The following is a 19,548-nucleotide window of genomic DNA, read 5'->3' on the forward strand; positions in this document are numbered from 1 at the left end:
ACCGGGTCATTGGACGTGAGTCGAACTAGGGGATTGGCCATGACCATAAATCAGCGGCAGACAACACCGGCTCCCCTATCAATTGCAGAATTTCGACAGGTAGCCCATCTCCTCCCTCATCGGCATCGTAATACAATCTTCCGCTGTCCAAGTCGTAAATCAAATAGATATCGGTCGGATCAGCCAGCTCGGGAATCTCGGAATCGAAATAGTCCGCAATAAAATACTCGGTCAAATCTCCACCCGGCAAAGCGGCGAAAAAGCTCAAGCCCTGCGTTTGATCGAAAATTATCAGATCTCTGTCGACAGTGAAGTTAGTGATAGAGATGGGGGCCGAATATGTTGCGTTGGTGTAACTGAGCACCACCCCGTAAAAATCTTCGCTTTCGCCTGAAATCGGCAGGGTCAATTCATCGGCCGAACTATAGCGAAACTCTATATAAAGATTATCGCTTTGATTCGAGAGATCGATGACTTGTTTGCTCAAGGAATTGACCCATAAATCTCCCCAAATTTGCAAATGCGCGTCTGATACAGGACTGTAATCTCCGGTCAAATCCAAATTCATTGCACCGTAAAGCGTGATATCGTTGAATGCTGTCGAATCGGCGGCAGTGACGGTAACAAAATAGCCGTCGTCATCGGTGCTTATCGAGACAATGCCGGTCGAATTACGGATGTCGAATATCGCGCCTTCTTCAACTCCCCATAAGATGATTTCTTCTATGTTGATTAACGTCGGCGCAACGGCGCCGGCGAGCAGATCGGCGTATAACGTATCGTCACCTAAGCCCCCGTCGACGATATCGCCGGTATTCAGCGTGGCCAAGCCGTCGTATAAATCACTGAAAAAGAGAGAGCCATCAAACTCGTTGTTGTTATCGGTGCCGGTCAGGTTGTCGTTGTTGACTGTAAGCCTGAACGGATCGGTATCCTGGATGACGAGTGTAGCGGAGAGCGCGACGTTGTTCGGATTATTGAGTTCGCTGGCGCGCAGAACCAATGTTTCCGGGTCTTCGGATATGAAATCTTGAACTGCGCTGATCACGAAGCGAGCCTCGCCGTTAGCATTCAATTGAATAATGAATGTATCCGGTGCTTCGCTATCGTCTATCAATGTGCCTACCGTCACGGCCGACAGCTCAAAATCCTGCCCATCGGCGCTGCTGGCTTCGCCGTATCTCGATATCGAGATATCGGAGCCCGGCAGGCCCGTGACGGTGTAGGTCACCGTATTCGGCGATCCCGGCAACTCATGAATTTCGGTGCGATCCGGTGTAATCGTCAGCTCCATATAATCACGGATCGTGATGCTCACGGAGGCCGTGTTATTGGGATGCTCGACATCCCTGACGAGCACGCGAAAAAGTTCGTTGCCTTCAAACAGGTCGTCTTGCACGGCGGTCACTGAAAATGTCGCAACGCCATTGGCATCGAGCGTCAAACGGTTGTTGTTGGGCAGGTGAGCGCTGGAAATATCATCCGCTTTCGCGACGCTATTGCTTGGAATCTCTAGTTGAACCTCGGTGCCGGGCGTTCCGGTTATCCTATAGGTCACGGTATTGGGCGTGCCCGGTTGCTCGTATATTTGGGTCCTATTGCGCGTGATCGACAGCGGGGTGATATCGCTGATCGTGACTTCCGCGGTCGCGGTGTCGTTCGGGTTGTCGATGTCGGTGACGCTGACGCGCAAGAGTTCGTCGATTTCAGCGATGTAGTCTTGCCGAGCCGTGACCGAGAAGGTGGCTATGCCGTCGTCGTTCAAGGTCAACAGATTGTTGTCCGGCAGATGGGTACTCAGAATGTCGTCGGCGTCGGCGGTGCTGCCCTCGGCGATCGCCAGTCTTACCGTAGCCCCGGGCGTTCCGGCTATCGTATAGATCACGGTATTGGGCGCGCCGGGTTGTTCGTATATCCTCGAGCGATCGGGGGTAAGCGTCAGCGGCGTGAAATCGCTGATGGTGATATCGACCGAAGCGCTGTTTTCTGGATGATCGAGGTCGAAGACAACGACGCGAAGTAATTCGCTGGGTTCCGTTAGATCGTCTTGCCGGGCCGTGACCGAAAAAGTCGCCAGGCCTTGCGCGTTCAGCACCAATTGATTGTTGTCCGGTAGACTCGTGCTCAGAATGTCATCGGCATCGGCGACGCTGTCCTCGGCGATCGCAAATTGCACGGTGGCGCCGGGCGCTCCGCTTATCGTATAGGTCACGGTATCGGGCAGGCCCGGTTGTTCGAAGATCTTGGACCGGTCGGTGCTGATCGACAGCGGAGTGACATCGACAATGGTGACATCGGTCGAAGCGCTGTTGGTCGGATGATCGATATCGAAGACGGATACGCGAAGCAGTTCGCTGAGTTCCGGGATATCATCCTGACGCGCCGTGACCGAAAAAGTCGCCAGGCCTTGCGCATTCAGCACCAATTGATTGTCATTCGTGCTCAGAATGTCATCGCCATCGGCGACGCTGTCTTCGGCGATCGCCCATTGCACGGTGGCGCCGGGCGCTCCGCTTATCGTGTAAGTTACGGTATTGGGCGTGCCCGGTTGCTCGTATATTTCGGTCCTATCGGGCGTTATCGATAGCGGGGTGGTATCGCTGATCGTGACCTCCGCGATCGCGGTGTTGATCGGGTTATCGATATCGGTGACGCTAATGCGCAAAAGCTCGTCGAGTTCGGTGATGTCGTCTTGCCGGGCGGTCACCGAGAAGGTGGCGATACCGTCGTCGCTCAAGGTCAACAAATTGTTGTCCGGCAGATTGGTGGTCAGAATGTCATCGGTGTCGGCGACACTGTCTGGCGCAATCGCCAATTGCACGGCGGCTCCAGGCGACCCGGTTATGGTATAGGTCACGGTATTGGGCGCGCCGGGTTGTTCGTATATCCGCAATTGATCGGGCGTGATCGTCAGTTGAGTCAAGTCTCTGATGGTGACATCGGCGAAGACGACACTAGTCGGATTATCGATTTCGGTGACGCTCACGCGCAAGAGTTCGTCGAATTCAGGCGTGTCGTCTTGCCGGGCCGTGACCGAGAAGGTGGCGGTGCCGCTGTCATTCAAGGTCAACAGGTTGTTGTCCGGCAGATGAGTGCTCAGAATGTCGGCGGCATCGGCGACGCTGTCCGGCGCGATCGCCAACCGGACGGTCAGGCCCGGCGTGCCGGTAATCGTATAGACCACGGTATCGGGTAAGCCGGGTTGTTCGAAGATCGTGGACCGGTCGGTACTGATCGACAGCGGCGTGACATCGAAAATGGTGACATCGGCCGAAGTGTTGTTGGTAGGATTGTCGAGATCGAAAACAGACACGCGAAGCAATTCGGCGAGTTCCGGTAAATCATCCTGACGCGCCGTAACCGAAAAAGTCGCCAGGCCTTGATTGTTCAGTACCAATTGATTGTTGTCCGGTAGATTCGTGCTCAGAATGTCATTGGCATCGGCGATGCTGTCTTCTGTAATCGCCAATTGAACCCGTGTTCCCGGCAATCCTGTAATCGTATAGAGAACCGTATTCGGCGCTTCCGGTTGTTCAAAAATTTCGGTCAGGCTAGGCGTCAAGGTCAGAGGTAGAAAATCTCGAATGGTGACGTCGGCCGTAACGTTATTACTCGGGTCGTCGACATCGCTGACCAAAAACCGGAGTAGCTCGCTGATCTCGGTTTCATTGTCCTGAAGAGCGGTTACCGAGAAGGTTGCCGTGCCATTTACGCCCAAAGTCAACTGATTATCGTCCGATAAACCCGTTATCGAAACATCGTCTTCACTCGCTTCGCTATCCGGGGAGAGCGCCAGTTGTAACGTCGTTCCCGCGCGGCCCGAGATCGTGTATGTGACGGTGTTGAGAGTGCCTGGAAGTTCAAAAATCTCTGAATGGCTCGGCGTGAAGGTAAGAGGAATGGGCTCCAAGACGGTCACTTCCTTGGCTAAAGAATCTTCGCCAAGCTCGCCGTCAGGGAAAACGCCTCGGGCAAAAAAGGTATGGGTGCCGACCTCGAGTTCGGGAATCGTAAAAAACCATATGCCGTTAGTGACCGAGGCAAAGCCCAGCGTTGTTTCAGCGCCTTCGGCAAAAATAGCGACACTGTCTATGCCCGGACCCGCATTACCTTGCAGGGTCACCGTTTTCCCTTTGGCTTGCGCTTGCGTGATGGCGGGGTCGAAAGTAAGGCTTCCCGGACCGAACACTTCATTGAAGGAAGCAATATCGGTAACGGGGCCGTCTTTGTATCGAGGTACCTTTAGGCGAACCCAGCTTTCTATCCGGTTGAAAATGCTTACAACATTGATGAAACCGTCGTTCGGGGCGTTATTCTCGATAGCAACAGCAATGCCCGATGAGTAGATTAACTTGTCACCTGGCCGGAACCTTAGATTATCAATGGAGTAACTGCCGGAGCGGAGCTGGTATGTGATCGAAGCGAATTTTTTAGACATAATAAACTGCCTGGGTAAAAAACATGGAAAACTGGTTTAAACAAATCCCTACCGCTTCGATGGATTCAAAGATCTGCCCTGAAGCCAAGCATGCCCTCGTTCGACCGCGTCAACCGATCGTCGTGACTCAGAATACCGCATAGCGCCGTTTGCCGTAAAAACCAACGAGGCGAAAGTCCGGGGCTTGCTTGGCGTAAGTGCAAAATATTCTCAGCTGGGATTTTCCGACAAATGCGTTCCCGAACTCATGACTTTTATCTAGGGTTCGTTGCTCGCTCGACAGAACGCCGTAAATCAGTCGATGTAGGATCGACGGTAGCTCGAACGCCAAGGATGATGGCGTGTTGTAGGCCGCCAACAGTAGGCGCAGCGATGCAGGTCAGAAAAAAGCTCCTCGGCAATTGCTGAGTTACATGGATGTAATGAATGCAGAAAATGCAGGAGCATTTTTCTGCCCTGCATTGCCCTAATACACGCCATCCATGGCGTAATGTATTTTCTGCATTCGTTGCATCCTTGCAAACTCAGCAGTTGCCGAAGAGCAACAATCTGCCCTGCTGCCGACACCTGTCGATCGAGCAACCGAACGCCGTTTCCAGGCGCTACATGAGAGGTACGGACAACTCCTTTAGCGAAACTTTGGACCGCAAGAAAAACAGCCGTTTACGGCCTACGGTAAAGTTTTGCGACCTAGCATACACTCGATCACATTTTTTCTCTACTTAGATTTACAGACGCAGGAGGTCACGCAAGTTGATAGTCTCTTCTTAGCTTGAAAATAAAGGCGGGAGCGACGCCCTCGTCTCATTTTTCGGGGCGAATGCAGGACCTTCATGAGCGGTGTAGGCTGAGGAACGAATTAGACTGTCGAAACACATGCGTAAAGTCAAATATATTATTCATATTTAATAACTTAAAATCATTCCGGATTCGGGAAATTAAGCAATTTTCCAACATGACTGATCCCCGATTTGAACGTAAGAAACTTCATCAGTTGATGGATATCATTGTACTCACTGTTTGCGCCTCGTTAAGCGGTGCTGAGGGTTGGGAAGCCATTGAAGAGTTTGGCCATAATAAATTAGATTGGTTAAGGCAGTTTGTACCGTTAAAGAATGGCATTCCATCGCATGATTGCTTGGCGTATGTCATTTCTCGATTGTCACCGAAAGAATTTCAACGTTGCTTTATAGATTGGGTGAACGCCATTCGCGAAGTGATACCCGATGAAGTGATTGCGATAGATGGCAAAACCGCACGCCGTTCGCATGACCGCAAACGAGGCCAAAATCCGTTGCACATGGTCAGTGCCTGGGGTTGTGCGAATGGATTAGTGCTCGGCCAAGAAGCGACCGAAGAAAAGTCGAATGAAATTACCGCAATCCCGAAGCTATTGGCTTTGCTGGAACTCAAAGGTTGTATTGTGACCATTGATGCCATGGGCTGCCAGCGCACGATTGCTGAGCAAATCGTCGATCAAGGCGGTGATTACTGTTTGGGCCTGAAAGGCAATCTGTTCCAGCAAGAGGAATCTAAACTCAGCATGAAAAAGAAAAGACTCAAAGCAGCCTGGAATGATCGATACCGCGCTAAGCTGCTGTTTGTACAGTAATTTTAATGAGTTTTCCCTGGATCTCCAGGAAAAATTACCTTTTTTTGGCCATGTTCGCGTTAAAGTATTTCAGCTCGTTTCTGTCGTTACTGGACGCTGGAGCGTCCAGGGCTGCATTCCCACGCTGGAGCGTGGGAACGATAATCTTTCATCTTTCATCTTTCATCTTTCATCTTTCATCTTTCATCTTTCATCTTTCATCTTTCATCTTTCATCTTTCATCTTTCATCTTTCATCTTTCATCTTTCATCTTTCTTCTTTCCTCTTTCTTCTTTCCTCTTTCTTCTTTCCTCTTTCCTCTTTCCTCTCCCCCAAACTAGCCTTACCCGCATCCATTACGATAGAATCTTAGTATCTACAAGGAGCAATCATGTTTTTGCGCAATAATCGTTTTGTCAGACAGATCTTCAGCAGTTTTTTGGATTTAGCCCCTATTTTGGTCGTCATATTGGTTTTTCAAATCGCGGTCATACAGCAACCTATTCCCGATGTACTCGACTTGATCTTCGGCTCCGTGTTCGTCATCCTGGGTTTGACTTTTTTTATGCTCGGCCTTGAACAAAGCCTGTTTCCGATCGGCGAATCAATGGCTTATGCCTTTGCCAAAAAAGGCAGCTTGTTTTGGTTGCTAATCTTTTCATTCTGCCTCGGCTTCGGCACGACCGTGGCCGAACCGGCATTGATTGCCGTAGCAAGCGAAGCGGCCAATATCGCAGGAAAAGGCAATATCATCGAAAATTCCGCCGAGGCCAAAGACAGTTACGCACTCGCACTTCGTTTAACCGTGGCAGTTTCGGTCGGTTTCGCGATTCTACTCGGCGTATTGAGAATCATCCGCGGCTGGCCGCTGCATTATTTGATCATCAGCGGGTATTGCATCGTTATTATCATGACGCCCTTTGCACCCGCGCAAATCATAGGCGTCGCTTACGATTCGGGAGGCGTCGCGACATCGACGATTACGGTTCCTTTAGTGACCGCCTTAGGTGTCGGTCTGGCTAGCTCAATCAAAGGCCGCAATCCGATGACCGACGGTTTCGGTTTGATCTCGTTTGCGTCGTTAAGCCCGATCATATTCGTTCTGGCTTTTGGAATTGTGTCATGATTGATTGGCTCATTCATTTTAGTGAAGATTTACTCAAAACTTGCCGTGATGTGGCTCCGATTACCGCTATCATTATCGGCTTTCAAGTTTTAGTGATTCGTAAACCCATCCTGCATCCGATGAAGACCTTGCTCGGTTTCGTGAATGTATTAATCGGCATTACTTTCTTCATGGACGGTTTAAAAATGGCTTTATTTCCGTTGGGCGAATTAATGGCCACGCAATTAACAGCACCGGAATTTCTCGGCATACCACCCAATACGACAGTAGCTGATTGGCGGAATTATTTTTGGGTTTATTTATTTGCCGGAAGTATCGGGTTTGCAACAACATTAGCCGAACCTTCACTATTGGCAGTCGCGGTTAAAGCCGAGGAAATTTCCGGCGGCGCGATACGCGCTTGGGGCTTACGCATTGCCGTTTCATTGGGTGTGTCCTTCGGTATTGCCTTGGGAGCCTTTCGAATTGTCAATGGAACGGAACTTTATTTTTTTATAATTGGGGCCTATGTGATTGTTATTATTCAAACAATCCTAACTCCTAAGTTAATAGTAGGATTAGCTTACGATTCCGGCGGCGTCACGACATCTACCGTAACCGTACCGCTAGTCACGGCGCTTGGCATTGGCTTGGCAACAACGGTTCCGGGCCGTAACCCGTTGCTTGACGGTTTCGGCTTAATTGCATTCGCCAGTCTGTTCGCGGTCATAGCCGTATTAACTTATGCACAGCTCGCCGAATGGCGGAATAAAAAACGACATTCATCCAATAAAAGCCCATCCAATTAACCGAGGAAAACCATGCGTTTCAAATTAATCATCGCCTTTGTTGAAGACTCGAAAACCGATCTCGTACTCGATACCGCACGTAAAAGCGGCGCTAAAGGCGCAACCGTGATCAACCATGCCCGCGGTGAAGGCATGAAGCAATCCAAGACCTTTTTCGGCCTAACCCTGGAAACTCAACGGGATGTATTGATGTTTTTGGTCGAGGAACATTTGAGCCGCCATATCCTCGAAAAAATAGCAAAAGCCGCCGAATTCGATGCCACATCAGGCACAGGCATTGCTTTTAAAATCGATGTTGAAGATGCGATCGGCGTCATGCATCAAGTCGAACAATTAACCCAAGAACTGGAAGATGAAATATGATCGATAAAACTAAAATCATTCATGTCAGAAACGTCATGAAAACCGACTTTTCAACGATCGAAGGCTCGTCCACAGTCAGCGATGCATTGAAGCTGATGAAGTCGCAGAAAACCTCTGTCCTGGTCGTCAATAAACGCCATGAATTCGACGAATACGGCCTGGTCACGTCGGGAGATATCGCGCGGCACGTCCTGGCCAAGGATAAAGCGCCGGATCGCGTCAATGTCTATGAGATCATGGCCTGCCCGGTGATTCAAGTCTCGCCCGATATGGATATCCGTCTTTGTTCACGGTTGTTTGCAAACTACAATTTAGTTCGCGCGCCGGTTATCGAAAACGGCAAGGTTATCGGCATGGTCAGTCCGAATGCACTAGTGCTGGACGGCATGTACCGAAACCTTTAATGGTATTAGGCTTTAAAAAAAGCTACAATTTTGCCCGATCAGAAAACCGATCTTGAGTGAACGCCTACCTGTTTTACTCCCTTTATATCCAAAAATTAGTTAACTTTATGAAGGTATGGGGTGTGGCTAATGAGGATGTCGGCAGCAGGGCAGATTTTTGCTCCTGCAAAATCTGCATTCACGCCTTCCATGGCGTTTGCAGATTTTTGCTCCATGCAAAACTGCATTCACGCCATCCTTGGCGTTCGAGCTGCCGTCAAGCCCCCATGGATGGGTTCACGGCGATCCTCGATAGACACATCCCATACCTTTTATTCTTAGACGGTTTTTCGACCAAAAGGGAGTAGGTTGATGTCCGGCAATCAATCAGGTCGTTCTGCGTCACACAGTAAGTTAATATCAGTAGGAGTTTTAAAAAATGGCAACAGGCACTGTAAAGTGGTTTAACAACACGAAAGGCTTCGGCTTTATTGAACCGTCGGAAGGTACGGAAGACGTCTTCGTTCACCATTCAGTCATCCAGGGAGAAGGTTTTAAAACATTGAGCCCCGGACAATCGGTACAATTCGAAATCGAATCGGGCCCTAAAGGCCTGACTGCAGCGAACGTTATTCCAGGCTAATAAGTAACCGCTTCGCTCAACGAAAAAGGCCCTTGCCGCAATACGCGGCAAGGGCCTTTTTCGTATACCCTCGCAAAACTAAATTTGTCATTTTAACCATGAAGCCCATGAAGTATTTCTAGAGATTATATACCCGTCGTAGATCACAATTCGGCGCCTGGGTGTCCGCCGAAGGACGCCGTGAATACGTCCATGTAGGCTCTGTGACAGCATCCCTGCTGTCAAAGCCTTTGCCGAACACCCCGGCGCCTCCATGCGTCAATGCCGAAATTTGAAGTGCGATGGGTATAATTTGGCGCTTATGACCCATACGCATCAAGCTAAGGATGTCGCTAAAATTAACTTCCTGATTTGCCCAAGTTTTTTGCAGGAGTCAGTTCTCATTCGCCTAGGGCGATTAAAATCGCCCTTGCATTAAATTTAGGCCGCTTCGAAGACTTCGACATAAGCCGTGGGTGTCGAGCATCAGCGACTTCGAAAGTCGCGACGAAGGCGTCGCTCCCACAGAGGCCAGCAATTCCCAGTTTGAGCAGTTTCGCCGATTTTAGGGTGTGGGAGCGATCCCCAGATCGCGATTTCGAGGCCGAGAATGTCAAATTACAACCTGATTAGCAAGTTTCTTCAGCTAAAGCCCAAAAACCAGCATATCCCTAGCAGGACGGGGTTTGCAACCCCGTCCTAAACGTTTTGACTTTGGCCGAAGTTAGCCGAAATGTTTAGGGCAAACCGAAACGTTGGGGACGGGTTAAATAACCCGTCCCGCAGAAGTGAGGTCACATTGTCTAGGACTGCAAAAGGGTAATACATGACTTATCTATAGCGATGAGTCCGGAAATTGGGAAAGCGTGCGGGTTGACCGTTTTAGCTTGATGCACATAGCTTATGACCCCGATGCCTATGGACAAGCCTTGTTCCTGTATTCCCGCCATTGGAGTCGATATTCCCTAATATTTCTAGCAATAGAAGGACTGCCTTCAGTTAAATCGCAATTCCAGTATGCGGTTCCGGCTCGACAAGCGCGAGCAAACAAATTGACATCTCGATTAGTAAATTGCCCATCGCCATCTAAATCGCAGGTTTGATTTTCTTCCAACCAGGGTTTCCAGACATCATCCAACTCCCATGCGGTTATCTTCGATTCCGCATGCTCTTGACTGCCGTCGATGACGTAAATTTTCCCATCGGCCGTAAACGATACCGGCTCGGATATTTCTTTTGGCAAGTTCGGTCCGACTTGCCAAGTATTGGATACCGGATCATAAATTTCCACTTTATCCGACTTAACCAAGCCGCCGACGCTATTAACGGAGCGTCCGCCGATCAGGTAGATTTTTCCATCCAACACCGGCGCCGGTAGACCGGCAGTGAATGCTCTCGGTGTCGGTATCGGCGTCATGCCTCTCGTTTGCCAGCGATTTGTAATGATATCGTAAACGGCAAACGCTCCCGTCAATCTTTGCCGGTCTAACACACCGCCGCCCATTAGATAAATAAATGGATTGTCTTGAAGGTTGACCTCGGCCAAGGCAGCGCCCTCACGCTGATTAACGCCCGGTATGTTCCTCAGTCTTTGCCACTCCTTTGTTTCCGGATCGAAGTGGTCAAGCCGGTTGCTCATTCTCTGTTTGCCGTTCGGCCTTGTTTCTTTACCGCCGAATACGAAGATACCCCTATCTGTGCTCACTATAGACGCCTCGCTGCGGTATATCGGTATGCTGTCTGCTTCTTCGGACGGTTCGTGGAATTGTCCATTTTGATATTCATAGATCAGAGTTTTTTCATTATTGAATACATAGAGTTTTCCATCGGCAATTACAGGGTTTTTGTTACCGGACAGAAGCTCGCCCGATACCTCAAACACGCCGCTGCCGGAGTGAGGCAGTAAATAAATTCGTTCGCCGATCCGCACCGACTGACCGGGCTCCTCCTCGAGCGCGTCCGATACAGGCAGGTCCAATTCTGTCCATGCAACCGGTTCGGGTTCGGGCGTTGGCTCGGGCCCTTCACCATTACCGGTTCCTAGAACACGCTGAGAAACAGCCAATTGGAATTCCTCGGAGGATAATTGGTTATTAAATAAGATATAAAAAGGATCGGAAGGCGTTTGGCGTTTATCCGAAAACATGCGCATTTCCACTAAATATGCCCCTTGCGGGCCTCCGTTAGCGCTTCCCGCGGAGGTTTCCAAAAACCAATCGAGATGGGAATGAAATGATCCGTTATTGGATGCCTGACCCACAATCAACGATGTTTCACCTTCTATCCCATTGGATGTGTAGATCGAAAAACTCGATTGTGTTGTTATCTTAGGAGGGCAAAACACTAACCCGCAAGATTGGTCAGCCACTTGATTGATTTTCAAGCCGCCCGCCAAACGAATTTTGACATTTTCCGGAGCAAGACCCCAAGTACCAGACGCAGGATTCCAAAATTCCAATCGGCCTATCGCTTCGTAACTCACGAGCTCTTGACTCAAAAGACCTCCGATCGGCGACTGAAATCCGGGATCGGCGGTTTCATGCCGCCCGGTAAATACAATATGGTTAAAGGCGCTGACATAAATGTCTTTACCGGTTGCAAAATCAGTCGGCAGGGTATTGGGCGGAAGACCCAAATGTTCGACACCGACAATGCTGCAACCGAGAGCCGTATTAGAGCAGAAACCGGCCTGTATCGAATTACCGGTACCGAATACCTCGATATCCTGATGAAATGAAGCGACCGCCAGGCTAGGCGACATAAATAAAATAGCGACCAGAAACCAATTATGCCAAATGCTTGGTTTGTTCAGCGTTATCATTGTTTTCCCCTGGCCTCTAGTTGGCCTTTCACTTAAATGGATAATCATGCAATCGATAAATTGTTACCACCACACGCGCAATAATATAACATCCGATCGTTAACACGAATAACTACTTAACTATCCGAGCTTCCGTTTTCGGTAAGTCGGCTCTAAAAATAAGCGCGAAACCCGATTTCCAAACTCATTCCGGGCTCCGGTGCGATGTTGCGTAAAAATGACGTGGAATTTCGGATCGGCGAATCGCTTAAATTCGAGGCCTTTCCGAACAGAAGGACTCTTTGTCCCGAGTCCGCATGCCAGTCATAAGAAACGTCGATATCGAAACGGTGATAAGAAGGCGTCACGGTTTCATCGTTTCCGGGTCTGTCTTGTGCCAAGGCCTGAGTAAATCGTAGCGCTCCCTGAAAGGCGTTTTTTTGCAATCCGACTTCGAAACCGTAACGTTGCGGTGGCAAGCGAGGTACATCGCCAAGCGCTCTATCTCTGAAACGCCCGCGAACGTAGTCGGAAAACAGCGTTAAATGCGGTGTGCCCCAATCGAACGACGGGTGAAATTTAATTTCCGCTTCGTAACCGTAAAATTCCGCATCGTCGCCGCGAAACCCGTATATTGGAAAACAGCCTCTAAGTCCATCTGAGCAAGACGCTTTTAGGGTGTTCGTATCGAGTTGATAGAAAAGCCCCAGGTTTTCTTGATAAATAAAATCCTTGACATCCTTTTGGTAGGCATTGCCTTGCAATGAAATCAAGGCATCGTCGTAACGAATCCCAATTTCACGATTACTAGCACGTTCAACCGCCAAATCCAATCGACCGATATCGAAACTACGATTGGCCGGATGCGGCCCGAGCGAATACATTTCTTGTATATCGGGAGCGCGCTCCGAGTTTTGCCATGCCAAATAGATCGAACCGCCGTCGAAAGGTTTGTAAGTAATACTCGCAGCCAACGAACTCGGATTATGCGTCAATCTTCGTGTCGGCACCTGAACCGGTTGCCCGAACAAATTCCGATTGAGCATTTTTTCATTAGGCTCGGTAACCTGTCGTTCATACCGTCCACCAAACTCCAATGTCAACTCATCCAAAACATCCAGCTTTTCGGTAAAAAACAATCCCAACGAATCGATTTGCGACTGGGGAACCAGGTTTTCGGCCAAAAATTCTCGATCTTGCCATTGCAAGCCCAAAAAGCCGGACCACTGATCGAGCAATCGATGCTCGAGCTCGAAACGGGTTTCTAAGACTTCATTGGTAAATAAGACCGAAAATCCGGGCTCGCCTTCTTCATGCTCGTAATCGACATAACCGGTCTTGACCGAGACCGACTCGATGTAGGGAATCGGATTGAACAACATGGCCTCGACATCGTAACGCCGCTGTTCCATTTCAAAACGCATCGCCTCGCCTTGATTGCTTGCCCCCGGCACAACCCCGACATGACTATGACCGCCCGGATCGCCCGGCGGTAAACCGTATGCCTTATAAGTATGGTTGTAACTGGTGCCGACATAGCCGAGATCGCCGATCCAGGAAATCCCAGCCGAACCGCCTCGGCTTTCCCCGTCGGTATTTTTGATTTCGCCCTTGCTGTTATTTAACTGCGCATCGGTTTTCAATTGTTTACGAAGCGCCGCTTCGTCCAATGCGAATCCCGGAATCCGTGTATTTTCGTTACCGCGTTGAAAATAATCGAGATGGACGGCAACGTTGCCTTTGCCGGCATCGATGCCGACCATACCGGCATTTTCTTTGGGATTGTGGTCGTAGCGATACTCCGCGGTGCCTTCGATCGGTTTTAACGGCACGCTATCGGGGATGCGCTTATGCTTGACATCGACGACCCCCCCGATTGCGCCGCTACCGTAGCGCAAGGTAGCCGGCCCCCTGTGTATCGTAATACTATCGGCCAGTAACGACTCGGCCGCTACCGCATGATCTTGGCTCATCGCCGACGCGTCGTGCGAGCCGATTCCGTCATGCATTACTCGCACTCGAGGGCCGCCCATGCCACGAATGATCGGCTGGCCGACTCCGGGACCGAACGAAGCATTGTAAACCCCCAGTTCGCGTTCCAAGGTTTTGCCTAAGGTACTCGCCGACTTCAAGCGTAAATCGATATCGGATAATTCGGATGTCGAATCGGCCGTCGGCGCGATGGCTTCGATGACCATTTTTTCAAGTTCCACATCGAATTCGCCGGTTTCGGGCTCGGCGCTTTCGGTTGTTTCCATCGAGTCTTGCTCAGCACTTTCGAAAACAGTCTCGCCGTTTTCAGGGTCATCCGCTTCGGATGCCCAAAGCATGCCGCTCGACGTTAAAATGCTCAGCGTTAACGCTATCCAATTAATGACGGTGGGAAGTTTCATGGTTCAGAGACCCGGCAAACGGTAAAGCACATCTCTTGCGCCTGGAATTTCAGGACGAAGCGTAATCAGTTTTTCCAGCCATTGACGCGCGGTTTCCGGTTCTTTTTGGGCTTTGCCGATCGCCATGCTGACGATTTGGGCGTAAGCCAATGTAAAATCGGCGCTGGTTTCAACCGATTGCAAATAGCCGCTCAATGCTCTGGCTTCGTCGTCGTTGTGATCGATCATCGTCGCAAAATAAAGGTTACGCGCCTTGATGAAGGCACCGAGCCTATCAGTAAATTCGGCATCGGATTTGCGCGTGAAAAACGGCAACTCGCTTAATTCTTTTAACTCTAAGTAGTTTAACAAAGCTTCGAAGGAGGCGTACGTGGCAATGCCGCGTTTTAGAGTAAACTTCGGCGCATCGAATAAAATAACGGGGCGATCGTCGGTATTGATCGGCGCATCGCCGGCATAATCGGCCAGCGCGTGATGCCCGGCTAAATAATGCCCCGCCAATTGCACGGAACTTCGCACCGCCGCCAAATGCAGATGCTGTCGTAAAGCTTGATTGAAGCCGATCGTGCTTTCGATTGCTTCGGGACGGGCCGTATCCCCGGACAATGCAATCAAAGCCAGCGAGGGGTACCCCAAATCGAAACCTGCCAACCAAGCCTCGGTTCTACCGAACACCGATTGAAAAGTTTTGATCACCGTGCGCAGCATCGTTTCATCCATTTGATACAGAGGCAACCACTGGCAGAACAAGCCTCCAGGCGCCAATCGCTGCTCTATCGCTTGAAAATGTTCACGGGTATAAAGCAAACCGCCACCGTCGCGTCCAGGATGAAACAAATCGCCTATCACAACATCATATTGCTGATGTGACGTTCTAACATAACGTCTGGCATCGGACGCATAAAGACGAACACGAGGATTCTTGTGCAATTCGGCATTGTACGGCGAAAAATAAGGCAATAATGCCAAGGAGTCCGGTACTAACTCGACCGCATCGATGCGAGATTCTCGGTGAGTCAGCGCCGCACCCGCCGTTACGCCGGTCGCTACGCCGAGATACAGAACATCGGACGGCTTCGGATGCAACAACATCGGCACATGAGTTTGCATGCGTTGCAGACGCTGGGCGCGAACGCCTGTTCCGCCCATTTGGAAGCGATTGTTGACGCGAAGATTACGTTCGTTTTGCTGCTCGATCACGGCCACCGAGGCCATCGCGCCTTCCCGGTACTCTAATACCGACTCGCCGGGCCTTAGGGTAACGATCTGCAAACGACCGGGTAACAGCAAAACAAGGATTGCCGGTAGCGCATAAGCCCAGCGGGATAACATCGAAAAATTAGGCAATAGCAGCCAATAAGCCAATGCAATGCCGATCAATGTCCATTGGGCACCGAGCAGCGGCACCAAAACGACGCCTGCGACCAAAGGAGCCGCCAAACCGCCGGCCATATTGACGCCTAAGGCCCAACCGACGCCACCTGTAGCGTGTCGGGCCGATTGCGCTAGATGACTAAACAAGGCGCCCATGATCAAAGTCGGCGGCAACAGCACCGGCAAGGCCACGGTCAATTCGGCCAACAGCACCGCACCTAAACTATCGCCGAGGCCGGTTCTAACCCACCAATATAAACCATGCGTTAGATAAAGCGCCGAAAGTCCGGCGAGACAAACTAAACTCAACGAGAATAACAAACTGGTCAACAGACGATCGCCATCGCGATTGCGACCGTAGTGGTGATAAAGCCCGGCGCCGATTGCGGTGCCGGTCAAATAAACGGCCAGCACCGCGGCAAAACTGTATACGGTACCTTCGAGCACCTGAGCCATCACCCTAACCGTGACGACTTCATAGGCGATACCCAAAAACCCTGTGATCAACAAGCGCCAAAACAGCGGCGGCGGTTGCTTATGCGTCTTTTTGACTTTCGTTTTTTCGGGAAGCGATAATTCAGGCTTTCGAAAGTAAAACAATCCGGCGGATAATGCGACCAAAGCATTGATAAATGCCAATGCAAGCAGTGTATGACGGTATCCTAATAGCGGCATCAAGGCATAGCTTGCAACCAGCACGCCCAACACTGCACCGGCCGTGTTAACCGAATACGCCAGCGCTATTTGACGCGGATCGGCTTTGATTTGCGCTAACCAGCGATCGGCTGCCGGCAGCGTTGCCCCCATAGCCAGAGTTGCCGGTAGTAAAGCAAAAAACGGCACCACAAAGGCAACGCCCCAAAAATGCAGTAAGCCCGGCTCGACGCCAAGCCAAGCTCGCGCCCAATCGTTGACTATGGGAATGACAAATGCGCTAAGCAATGCCCAAAGGCCGATGGTCAATTCCAGACCGGCATACCACAAAGCCGGACGCCGGCTGACGCTGACCCGCTTGTCTAATAAAAAAGCGCCTGCGGTCAACCCACCGAAGAATGCCGCCACGACCGCCAACATAGAAGTTAACTCGTGCCCCAGACCGACCGCAAACATGCGCGTCCAGACCAGTTGATAACCCAAACCCGCAATACCGGAGAAAAAAAGCAGAGCAACCGTAAAAAATGAAGTCATTAAAACACGCATACGTTTCGTGGCCTAAAAGCCGATGCGATTAAGTTAAGCCGTTCGCAGCAAGCCTGTCGAACCATGGACAGTTTAACTAAGGATTTCGTGATAAATAACGTCCTGGAACTATACGCTTTGTTGAGGGTACGGTAACTCGCTTGGCAGGACGCCGTGAATACACCCCTGTAGACTCTATGCCAGCTCCATGCTGGCAAAGCCTTTGCCGCACACCCTGGCGCCTCCTCAGGCACTGCCCAAATTTGAAGTGCGAAAGGTATAGGCTTGACGGCGGCGACTAATTGCCATGGATGGCATGAATGCAGATTTTGCATTACGCCATGGATGGCGTGTATTAGGGCAATGCAGGAGCAATTGCCGAGGAGCAAAAATCTGCCCTGCCGCCGACACCTGCCAATCGAGCAACCGAACCCTCCGTAAAATAAGGAAGTTATTTGCGACCAAACCCTTATCGACTCGGACGATCCCATTCACCCTCCGACAAGGCTCTCCTGAGGACAGCCGAAGGGCTCAGGGCGAATGGAAAAGTTCTTAACTTAGTGGTAAGCCGATTTATGACACCACGAAGTATAATCCGAGTTAGTGATCGTGATCGTGGTCGTGGTCGTGATCGTGATCGTGATCGTGATCATTTTCTTCTCTAACTTCATCAGATGCATTAATAGAAACCGCAATTTGTCTATCGCTCAATTCGATTATCGAAAAGCCTTTCGAATCCAACTTGCGATTTTCATAATAACGCGAGCCGCCTTCTCGCCAAGCGGCGACATATTCAACTCGATGAGTCACGAACCCATCTGAATTATATTCATATTCAATAACATAAAAGAAATTTTCCCTCTGCCGGTTTCGCTCCCAGCCGGTTATCTCCTTTTCCAATTCTTCGATTGTGTTGCCACCTTGTAAAACAACTACTTTAGTAGCATGATCATCATGGTCATCATGGTCATGCGAAGACGGTACACAACGATTACCCTCGGCCTTCATAGGCGCGGTGCATAAGAGCGTATGGTTTGTAAAATTATGAATGATTGCACTCACTGCATCACTAACGCTAGCGCCTTCCTCCACTTGAAGCCTACGCGCTCTTCTCAGATTCAATTTATCTTTCGCGATGGCAACCGGTTCTAAGACGGGAGATTCTAGACCGCAACCATCAACACACCGATAAGTGTGGCGTAAAACATCCCCTCTTAGGCTTGTAATTTCTCCGCCTCTTGCGTTACCTATCAGATTGCCTAGCATTACACTTTTCTCAACAAGCGTCCCTTCGTTATGATGAGGGCTCCTCCCGATCGCCTGATCAAACGCCTCATCACCGAAAGTTCCCGCTTCATTCAAATGAAATGCCAGATAAAACTTATCGGAAGCCGAGCTAATAGGTGTTGGGGTTTCATCGTTTGTGGTGTCGAACAACGATAATTCCAGAAGATAAGCACCGTCATCGGGGTTACCGCCGCCGGCTTTGCTGATTTGAAAATCGAGATGCGTATGTAGCCCGCCACTGGAATTAACTGAACCAATTAAGCCTTGTCCGGCGATACCCTCCGCTGCTGAAACGATATTAGTATGATCGTGTTTTGTGATGGATATCTGCTCATCGAAACCGAATGACAACCAGCTCGATGAATTAACATCCCATTTTTTCAAAGTGCCTTCGACTTTATACCAAAACAGACTGTTTGGATGTAAACCGAATACATCTAAGCCCGGATCATCGGTTCCATAAGGATTGCCTAATTCGCCAAACTCGGCTTCGAACAATTTATGAATGCCAAACAATACCGCTTCATTATCGGGATCGACAACGATTCTATTATTTTGTAATGTTATTTCGACATCCGAATGCGCCAATACATTCGAACTTATAAAAAAGGCCAAAAGGCCGATCGAAAAGAGTTTTAAGCTTTTCATTTTAAAAGACTCCAAATAAAAACAAGAATGAAAAAATGCTGCAGTAACATCAAACCGCCTACATAATGTTATAATGTAACATAAAAACTGCAATACACTTCTCATTTTCTCCAGCAATTCCCAATTTGGGGATCAAAAAGGGTGTGGGGTGTGCTTGGCGAGGATGTCGGCAGCAGGGCAGATTTTTGCTCCTGCAAAATCTGCATTCACGCCATCCTTGGCGCTTGCAGATTTTTGCTCCTCGGCAATTGCTGAGTTACATGGATGTAATGAATGCAGAAAATGCAGGAGCATTTTTCTGCCCTGCATTGCCCTACTACACGCCATCCTTGGCGTTCGAGCTGCCGCCAAGCCCCCATGGATGGGTTTACGGCGTTCCTCGACAGGCATACCCCACACCCTAAAATCGGCGAAAATGCTTAAACTGGGAATTGCTGCATTTTCTCCATGCATAGCGTACGCACTTCAAATTTCAGCCGATTCCAGCAAGTTAATTTCTTAATCCAATAGTAGAGTTAGTAATAATTTATAACGCAGACTGAAATTTAAATTGCTT

12 protein-coding genes are annotated in these 19,548 nt (G+C 49.8%); 6 read left to right on the forward strand and 6 right to left on the reverse strand.

All coding sequences use genetic code 11. From position 1 onward, the window contains the following. Window positions 1–25: 25 nt before the first annotated feature. Window positions 26–4,438 carry a hypothetical protein gene (locus EQU24_RS15675; protein WP_017842686.1) on the reverse strand — a complete coding sequence of 1,471 codons (4,413 nt, stop codon included), beginning with the start codon at window positions 4,436–4,438 and terminating at the stop codon, window positions 26–28. An 820-nt stretch (window positions 4,439–5,258) separates the two neighbouring features. On the opposite strand from EQU24_RS15675, the gene EQU24_RS15680 reads away from it, so the two are divergent. From EQU24_RS15680 to EQU24_RS15705, 6 genes are all read left to right on the forward strand, one after another. Further along, complete coding sequence (locus EQU24_RS15680) at window positions 5,259–6,050, forward strand: ISAs1 family transposase (RefSeq protein ID WP_412768464.1); 792 nt, start codon at window positions 5,259–5,261, stop codon at window positions 6,048–6,050. Between the two features lie 370 nt (window positions 6,051–6,420). After that, window positions 6,421–7,155, forward strand: coding sequence for a DUF1538 domain-containing protein (locus EQU24_RS15685; RefSeq protein WP_017842682.1), 735 nt, complete (start codon window positions 6,421–6,423; stop codon window positions 7,153–7,155). Continuing rightward, complete coding sequence (locus EQU24_RS15690) at window positions 7,152–7,943, forward strand: DUF1538 domain-containing protein (protein ID WP_017842681.1); 792 nt, start codon at window positions 7,152–7,154, stop codon at window positions 7,941–7,943. The genes EQU24_RS15685 and EQU24_RS15690 overlap by 4 nt, the downstream gene beginning before the upstream one ends. Window positions 7,944–7,955: 12 nt before the next feature. Then, window positions 7,956–8,306 carry a P-II family nitrogen regulator gene (locus EQU24_RS15695; protein WP_017842680.1) on the forward strand — a complete coding sequence of 117 codons (351 nt, stop codon included), beginning with the start codon at window positions 7,956–7,958 and terminating at the stop codon, window positions 8,304–8,306. Beyond that, a complete protein-coding gene (locus EQU24_RS15700; RefSeq protein WP_017842679.1) occupies window positions 8,303–8,710 on the forward strand; it encodes a CBS domain-containing protein in 408 nt (135 codons plus the stop codon). Before EQU24_RS15695 ends, EQU24_RS15700 begins: the two co-directional genes overlap by 4 nt. A gap of 418 nt (window positions 8,711–9,128) precedes the next feature. Further along, window positions 9,129–9,332 (forward strand): cold-shock protein, encoded by a 204-nt coding sequence (locus EQU24_RS15705; RefSeq protein WP_014149436.1) that lies wholly within the window; start codon window positions 9,129–9,131, stop codon window positions 9,330–9,332. Window positions 9,333–10,227: 895 nt separating this feature from the next. Here EQU24_RS15705 and EQU24_RS15715 read toward each other — a convergent pair. From EQU24_RS15715 to EQU24_RS22485, 5 genes are all read right to left on the reverse strand, one after another. Further along, window positions 10,228–12,132 (reverse strand): Kelch repeat-containing protein, encoded by a 1,905-nt coding sequence (locus tag EQU24_RS15715; RefSeq protein WP_017842677.1) that lies wholly within the window; start codon window positions 12,130–12,132, stop codon window positions 10,228–10,230. 152 nt (window positions 12,133–12,284) lie between these two features. Next, entirely contained in the window at window positions 12,285–14,504 is a 2,220-nt protein-coding gene (locus EQU24_RS15720) for a TonB-dependent receptor (protein ID WP_017842676.1), read from the reverse strand. Between the two features lie 3 nt (window positions 14,505–14,507). Continuing rightward, window positions 14,508–17,066 (reverse strand): fused MFS/spermidine synthase, encoded by a 2,559-nt coding sequence (locus EQU24_RS15725; RefSeq protein ID WP_175421692.1) that lies wholly within the window; start codon window positions 17,064–17,066, stop codon window positions 14,508–14,510. Window positions 17,067–17,657: 591 nt separating this feature from the next. Further along, the gene (locus EQU24_RS15735; RefSeq protein WP_175421693.1) at window positions 17,658–19,109 is read right to left on the reverse strand and encodes a hypothetical protein; all 1,452 of its coding nucleotides are present in this window, start codon (window positions 19,107–19,109) and stop codon (window positions 17,658–17,660) included. A 15-nt stretch (window positions 19,110–19,124) separates the two neighbouring features. Further along, a complete protein-coding gene (locus EQU24_RS22485; protein ID WP_017842673.1) occupies window positions 19,125–19,445 on the reverse strand; it encodes a hypothetical protein in 321 nt (106 codons plus the stop codon). Between the last annotated feature and the right edge of the window lie 103 nt (window positions 19,446–19,548).

It is taken from the genome of Methylotuvimicrobium buryatense (assembly GCF_005931095.1).
GTDB lineage: Bacteria > Pseudomonadota > Gammaproteobacteria > Methylococcales > Methylomonadaceae > Methylotuvimicrobium > Methylotuvimicrobium buryatense.

Bases quoted from the DNA above. Each gene is read 5' to 3' on its own strand.
- EQU24_RS15675 (WP_017842686.1), bottom strand. From the start codon at position 4,438: ATGTCTAAAAAATTCGCTTCGATCACATACCAGCTCCGCTCCGGCAGT.
- EQU24_RS15680 (WP_412768464.1), top strand. From the start codon at position 5,259: ATGCAGGACCTTCATGAGCGGTGTAGGCTGAGGAACGAATTAGACTGT.
- EQU24_RS15685 (WP_017842682.1), top strand. From the start codon at position 6,421: ATGTTTTTGCGCAATAATCGTTTTGTCAGACAGATCTTCAGCAGTTTT.
- EQU24_RS15690 (WP_017842681.1), top strand. From the start codon at position 7,152: ATGATTGATTGGCTCATTCATTTTAGTGAAGATTTACTCAAAACTTGC.
- EQU24_RS15695 (WP_017842680.1), top strand. From the start codon at position 7,956: ATGCGTTTCAAATTAATCATCGCCTTTGTTGAAGACTCGAAAACCGAT.
- EQU24_RS15700 (WP_017842679.1), top strand. From the start codon at position 8,303: ATGATCGATAAAACTAAAATCATTCATGTCAGAAACGTCATGAAAACC.
- EQU24_RS15705 (WP_014149436.1), top strand. From the start codon at position 9,129: ATGGCAACAGGCACTGTAAAGTGGTTTAACAACACGAAAGGCTTCGGC.
- EQU24_RS15715 (WP_017842677.1), bottom strand. From the start codon at position 12,132: ATGATAACGCTGAACAAACCAAGCATTTGGCATAATTGGTTTCTGGTC.
- EQU24_RS15720 (WP_017842676.1), bottom strand. From the start codon at position 14,504: ATGAAACTTCCCACCGTCATTAATTGGATAGCGTTAACGCTGAGCATT.
- EQU24_RS15725 (WP_175421692.1), bottom strand. From the start codon at position 17,066: ATGACTTCATTTTTTACGGTTGCTCTGCTTTTTTTCTCCGGTATTGCG.
- EQU24_RS22485 (WP_017842673.1), bottom strand. From the start codon at position 19,445: ATGCATGGAGAAAATGCAGCAATTCCCAGTTTAAGCATTTTCGCCGAT.